This is a genomic window from Buttiauxella sp. S19-1 (assembly GCF_022134725.1).
Classification (GTDB): Bacteria; Pseudomonadota; Gammaproteobacteria; order Enterobacterales; family Enterobacteriaceae; genus Buttiauxella; species Buttiauxella ferragutiae.
In genome coordinates, this window is the sequence record NZ_JAHWLU010000178.1 from 1 (window position 1) to 5933 (window position 5933).

General features: G+C 50.4%; 6 protein-coding genes. 4 read left to right on the forward strand and 2 right to left on the reverse strand.

The genetic code is table 11. The features are described 5' to 3' along the window. Nucleotides 1–75 precede the first annotated feature (75 nt). The 4 genes from MES37_RS22980 to MES37_RS22995 all read left to right on the forward strand — a co-directional run bounded on the left by MES37_RS22980 (nucleotide 76) and on the right by MES37_RS22995 (nucleotide 3697). Entirely contained in the window at nucleotides 76–1659 is a 1584-nt protein-coding gene (locus MES37_RS22980) for a carbohydrate porin (RefSeq protein ID WP_121813998.1), read from the forward strand. A gap of 98 nt (nucleotides 1660–1757) precedes the next feature. After that, nucleotides 1758–2495, forward strand: a complete 738-nt coding sequence (locus MES37_RS22985) for a class I SAM-dependent methyltransferase (protein WP_237932712.1) — start codon at nucleotides 1758–1760, stop codon at nucleotides 2493–2495. A gap of 107 nt (nucleotides 2496–2602) precedes the next feature. After that, on the forward strand, nucleotides 2603–2686 hold the full coding sequence (yohP, locus tag MES37_RS22990) for a small membrane protein YohP (protein WP_072011146.1): 84 nt from the start codon (nucleotides 2603–2605) through the stop codon (nucleotides 2684–2686). 96 nt (nucleotides 2687–2782) lie between these two features. Further along, on the forward strand, nucleotides 2783–3697 hold the full coding sequence (locus MES37_RS22995; RefSeq protein ID WP_237932713.1) for a LysR family transcriptional regulator: 915 nt from the start codon (nucleotides 2783–2785) through the stop codon (nucleotides 3695–3697). Nucleotides 3698–3796: 99 nt separating this feature from the next. Here the strand turns inward: MES37_RS22995 and MES37_RS23000 are convergent, their stop codons facing one another. Beyond that, nucleotides 3797–5191 (reverse strand): glycoside hydrolase family 1 protein, encoded by a 1395-nt coding sequence (locus MES37_RS23000; protein ID WP_237932714.1) that lies wholly within the window; start codon nucleotides 5189–5191, stop codon nucleotides 3797–3799. A gap of 31 nt (nucleotides 5192–5222) precedes the next feature. After that, the coding region (locus MES37_RS23005; RefSeq protein WP_237932715.1) for a glucose PTS transporter subunit IIA at nucleotides 5223–5933 on the reverse strand (711 nt) is incomplete at its 5' end.

Genomic DNA, 5933 nt, shown 5'->3' on the forward strand with positions numbered 1-5933 from the left:
TTAAATAAGAGTCGTGCGATGTAATCAAGAAGTTTAATTAAAAAAATATCTCTGATTTTTACAAGGAATTAATTGATGCGTATCACAAAGATTCGCGCAGGGATCCTCTGCGCCTTTTTTGGGCTGGGTTATTACTCCTCAGTTCAGGCTTCAACACCCTTATCAATAGAACAAAGACTGGCATTGTTGGAGTCGAGATTAAATCAGGCCGAACGAGAAGCGAGTGAAGCCAGGCTCCGGGCCGATAAAGCAGAAAAGCGCACCATCGCCGCCGAACAACAGCTTGCGCAGGTAACGAAGAAACAAGAAAAACAAACACAACAGATCGAAACGGTGGAAAAAAATAAACGTGATGATGGCTTTGAGTTTTCCGCTTACGCCCGTTCAGGGCTGCTGATTAATGAGCATGGGAAAGGCGGTCGCGGTGGACCAGGTGTTTCACCGGCAAGTTCATTAAATGGCGACGCGCATGTCGGGCGCCTCGGCAATGAAAAAGATAATTACGTCGAATTAAGTTTCAATAAGAAAATGAGTTTTGATGACGGTTCATGGGCACATTTCAAAACCATGTTGGCCGATGGGGCTAATAACCCTGACCCATGGGTTCAGGATAATGACAGCCATCATATCAATATTCGCCAGCTTTATGTCGAAATGGGTGATCTGGCAAGCTTCGGTGGCGTCGCGGAACACGCCATATTATGGGCAGGCAAGCGCTTTGACCGTGATAATTTCGACATTCACTTTACGGATAGCGATATTATGTTCCTCGGTGGAACCGGGGGAGGAATAAATGATGTGCAGTGGACGGATAAATTAAAATCTGACTTTAACGTTTACGGGCGTAATTTTGGCGACCTCGGTAGCGATAATTACAACGACAATGACATTCAGAACCTGATGTTTACGGCCAATAACTTCTACAACAACTGGCAATTGATGTTAACCGGCATGACAGCGCAAGGAAATGACGACTTAAAAGACAACACCTCAACCACCGGAAGCTACGCTTTGCGCAGCGATAATACCGCCAAAAATGGCTATTACGCGATGTTGGCCTACCATGATAAATCCAGGTTCTATGGCCTGGCCCCAGGTGTTTCTGAGACAGCGCTACAATATGGCGGTGGCTTGGGTGCAGAAGCACGCCAACCTGGTAGCGACGGGGATTTAACCGAGAATGCGAAATCCTTACGCTTTGCCTCTTACGGCATCGTACCGGTGAGTAAAAACTGGGAACTGGCTCCATCGGTTATTGCCCAGCACAGTGAGGACCGTTATCGCGATGGCGATCGTTACGATTGGGCAACCTTTAACCTGCGCGCTTCACAGGCCATTACGCAAAACTTCGCCCTGCTTTATGAGGCCTCCTGGCAATATATGGATTTAGATCCGAATGGCCGAAGCTACACCTCGGACGGATCAACCTATAACTATCAGGCGGTAAAAGGGGATTTCTACAAGCTGACCTTCGCACCCACCTTTAAAGTCGGCAATGTCTTCGATATTAAAGCACGCCCAGAAATTCGCTTCTTTGCCACGTATATGAACTGGTCAAAAGAGCTGGATCATTATGCTATCAATGATGATTTCGGCAGCACGGGCTTCACCGCAGGCGGGAACTGGAACTTCGGCGTACAGTCGGAAATTTGGTTCTGACAGGTAAAGCGCCCCCTCAGCCTGGGGAACTCTTTCCCCAGGCTAATAACTTCACTAGACTTCTGGTGCCAATCACGGCTTTGCGAACAGGAGTTGCAATGACACTAAATATCTATGATAACCCGGCATTTTTTGAAGGATACGCCACTCTCGACCGCTCCATTAAAGGGCTGGATGGCGCACCGGAATGGGCAACCATGAAAACATTTTTACCACCGTTACAAGGTAAAACGGTGGTGGACTTAGGCTGCGGATACGGTTGGTTTTGCCGCTACGCACGTGACCAGGGTGCCGCGCAAGTTGTCGGGCTGGATGTCTCGCTGAAAATGCTGGAAAAAGCCCAACAGATGACGTCAGACACAGGGATTGTTTATCGCCGTGAAGATCTCGAGAAGTTGCAGTTAGCAGCGCAAAACATCGACCTGTTTTACAGCTCGCTGGCGCTGCATTATCTGGAAAACATTCCGGCACTTTTCGCCACGCTTTATCAGGCGCTGGTTCCCGGTGGTATGCTGGTGTTTTCGGCAGAGCATCCGATTTATACCGCACCGTTGCAACAAGGCTGGATGACCGATCAGACCGGGCAAAAATCCTGGCCGGTGAATCATTATCAGCAGGAAGGTGTGCGGATCAGTAACTGGTTTGCCGACGGTGTGAAGAAACAGCATCGCAAACTTTCGAGCTGGATTAACGCGCTTATTGCCAGCGGTTTTGTTATCGAAAAGCTTGATGAATGGGGACCAGACGCTGAACAAATCGCGCAGAACCCGGCGCTTGATGAAGAAAAAGAACGCCCGATGATTTTCCTGCTTGCGGCACGGAAACCGCTTATCTAAAGATCTTCGATTTGTCTCAATTTCCGTTTACCGGGAGGCGACTTCCCTCAGTGGCCAGCATCCTTGCCTATACTGTTTAGACACTAGCCATAAGATGGGGTGTTGAGATGAAAATTATTCTATGGGCCATTTTGATTATTTTTATTATTGGTTTACTGGTCGTAACGGGCGTGTTTAAAATGATTTTTTGATGACAATGGGTGCCATTTATTGGTGCCCTTTTCTTTTTTCAGCTTGCGGGCTGCACTGTCGAAGTTTTATTATCACTCCAATTGATTGGAGAAAGAATGACTATCAAAGAAAGTGATTTCCGCAAAATAGACCTAAACTTGTTGATTGCCTTTGCGGTTTTATTCCGTGAGCAAAGCGTGTCTCTGGCGGCGGATAAACTCCATCTCGGCCAACCTGCGGTAAGTGGTTCACTTGCTCGTCTGCGTGAAATGTTTGACGACCCGTTGTTTATTCGCAGCGGTCACCGTATGCAGCCCACGGCCCGTGCCACTGAACTGCACAGCGAGCTGATGCCACTGCTTGAACAGTTGCAAAGTGCGTTGTTCCAGCAGGCAGAATTCAACCCGGCTCACGCCAAAGCGACGGTCACCATCGGTATGTCTGACTGGATGGAGATGTGGCTGATGCCGCAACTGGTGCCAGTATTGCGTGAACAGGCTCCTGGTGTGCGTCTGAATGTGGTGGCCAGCGACCCGTTTACCGATGCACAACGCCTTGAAGGTGGCGAACTGGATATGGTTATCAGCGTGGCGAATCAATCTGCCCGTTGGATGGAGCGTGAACTGCTGACCAAAATGGAGTTTGTCGCGCTCTGGCATCCTGCTCAGTTACAACCCGAAGCTCCGATGTCTGTGCAAACCTATGCCGCACAACCGCACGTCCAGCTGAGTTACCGTGAAGCCATCAGCAGCCATATTGATATGCTGTTAGCCAGGCAAGGACTGAAGCGAGAAATTAGTTACACCACACCGCATTTTTCCGCGTTGCCGGGTTTGTTAAGCATGATGCCAATGCTTGCGACGGTGCCGCAGGGTTTGTGTGAAAACTGGCAGCAAGTTTGGGGATTACACAGCAGCCCCGTCCCGCTGGAAATGGCACCGTTTGAAGTGGCATTGTTGTGGCATCAGCGCCATAACAGTGATGCGGCGCTGATGTGGGTACGCGGGTTTATTAAGCGGATGGTCGGGTAGAATGGCCCTAACCCCGGCCCTCTCCCTCTGGGAGAGGGGGGAAATACTCGATCTGTTCCCTCTCCTGGGGGAGAGGGTTAGGGTGAGGGTGCCGTCAAATCACGCATTCAGGCTGGCCCCATTTGTCGCAATCACTTCTTTATACCAGCTAAAACTTTTCTTGCGTGAACGGGCAAGCGTGCCATTCCCTTGATCGTCACGATCCACGTAGATAAAGCCGTAACGCTTAGAAAGTTCGGCTTTCGAGGCGCTCACCAGATCAATCGGCCCCCAACAGGTGTAACCCAACACCTCAACGCCATCTTCAATAGCTTCGCGCACTTGTACTAAGTGGTCGTTGAGATAGCTGATGCGGTAGTCGTCATGTACCGTGCCGTCTGCTTCAAGTTTGTCTTTAGCACCTAAACCGTTTTCAACAATAAACAACGGCTTTTGATAACGATCCCAAAGCTTATTGAGCAGAATACGCAGGCCGATTGGGTCAATTTGCCAGCCCCATTCGGAACTCGCCAGGTGCGGATTTGGCACCATATTCAGAATGTTGCCGCGTGCCCTGGCATTCAGTTCTTCATCCGCAGTGACGCATCCGGACATGTAGTAACTAAAGGAGATAAAGTCGATGGTCGCTTTCAGCGCTTCGCGGTCGCTGTCAGAGATTTCCAGCTTGATGTCGTTGTCACGGAAATAGCGCAGCATATAACCCGGATATTCACCGCGACATTGCACATCGCCAAAGAACAACCAGTTGCGGTTTTCCTGCATGGTTTCCAGCACGTCTTCTGGCTTACAGCTCAACGGATACACCAGGCCGCCCAGCAGCATGTTGCCGATACGCGCATCAGGAATGATTTCGTGGCAGGCTTTTACCGCCAGCGCACTAGCGACTAACTGGTGATGAATGGCCTGGTAAATCTCTGCTTTAGTGCTCTCTTCAGGTAACCCGACACCGGTCATTGGCGCGTGAAGTGCCATGTTAATTTCATTGAACGTCAGCCACAATTTCACTTTGTTTTTAAAACGAGTGAAAACACTGCGGGCGTAGCGGTCAAAGAAGGTGATCACATCACGGTTGCCCCATCCACCATAGTTTTTCACCAGACCCCACGGCATTTCGTAGTGAGACAGCGTCACCATTGGCGTGATGTTGTGTTTCGCCAGTTCATCAAACAGACGGTCGTAATAGGCAAGCCCCGCTTCATTAGGCTGAGTTTCGTCCCCGTTCGGGAAGATTCTTGTCCAGGCAATGGACACGCGCAGGCAGCTAAACCCCATCTCCGCAAACAACGCAATGTCTTCCGGGTAGCGGTGGTAAAAATCGATGGCGACGTCTTTAATGCCAAAATCTCCAGGCTGGCGATCAACCGTTGGGCTTAACACCCCATTCGGCTGAACGTCGGAAGTGGAAACCCCCTTCCCGTCTTCACGCCATGCACCTTCAACCTGGTTTGCGGCAATCGCTCCACCCCACAAAAATGTCTCAGGAAATGCTTTCATCTGGTTCTCCTTTTTTACAAAAATTAATGGGTTAGCGGCTTACCGTCAGGAATGGCATACCTGATTCAATGGAAAGTTCATTGGTGAAACGCGTAACCGCAGTGTATTCGTCGCTATTGCTGATAATCACTGGCGTGGACAGATCGTAGCCCGCATCCAGAATGGCCTGGCGGTCGAACTCAATTAGCAGGTCGCCGGGCTTAATTTTGTCACCGACTTTCACATGAGCAGTGAAGTACTGCCCATCGAGTTTTACGGTATCAATGCCGATATGAATCAACATTTCGATGCCGCTATCGCTGAGTAAACCAATGGCGTGGCGCGTCTGGAACAGCGAGGCGACTTCGCCGTGGAACGGGGCGATGACCCTACCGGTCAGCGGAATTATCGCCGCCCCCTCACCGAGTAAACCACTGGCGAAAGTGGAATCGGGCACCTGATCCATCGCCAGTACCGTGCCACTCATCGGTGCAAGAATGTCGTTTTCTGTTGGCTGGACAATAACGGTTTCTGTCGCCACTTCACTGCGCGGCAGCCCTGCGATAAAGGTCGTAACACACGCCAGGGTAAATGCCAGTCCGGTCCCCAGAATCGCCCCCCACACCGACATATCGACCCCAGTTGACGGAATAATCTGCGAAAACGTGAACACGCTAACCAGGCCGAATGAAAATACGCTGGTCTGGCAGTAACCGACAATCACGCCACCCACCGCGCCCGCAACGCAGCCAAAGATGAATGG

Coding starts and splice junctions, on each gene's coding strand:
- MES37_RS22985 (WP_237932712.1), top strand. CDS start 1,758: ATGACACTAAATATCTATGATAACCCGGCATTTTTTGAAGGATACGCC.
- MES37_RS22995 (WP_237932713.1), top strand. CDS start 2,783: ATGACTATCAAAGAAAGTGATTTCCGCAAAATAGACCTAAACTTGTTG.
- yohP (WP_072011146.1), top strand. CDS start 2,603: ATGAAAATTATTCTATGGGCCATTTTGATTATTTTTATTATTGGTTTA.
- MES37_RS23000 (WP_237932714.1), bottom strand. CDS start 5,191: ATGAAAGCATTTCCTGAGACATTTTTGTGGGGTGGAGCGATTGCCGCA.
- MES37_RS22980 (WP_121813998.1), top strand. CDS start 76: ATGCGTATCACAAAGATTCGCGCAGGGATCCTCTGCGCCTTTTTTGGG.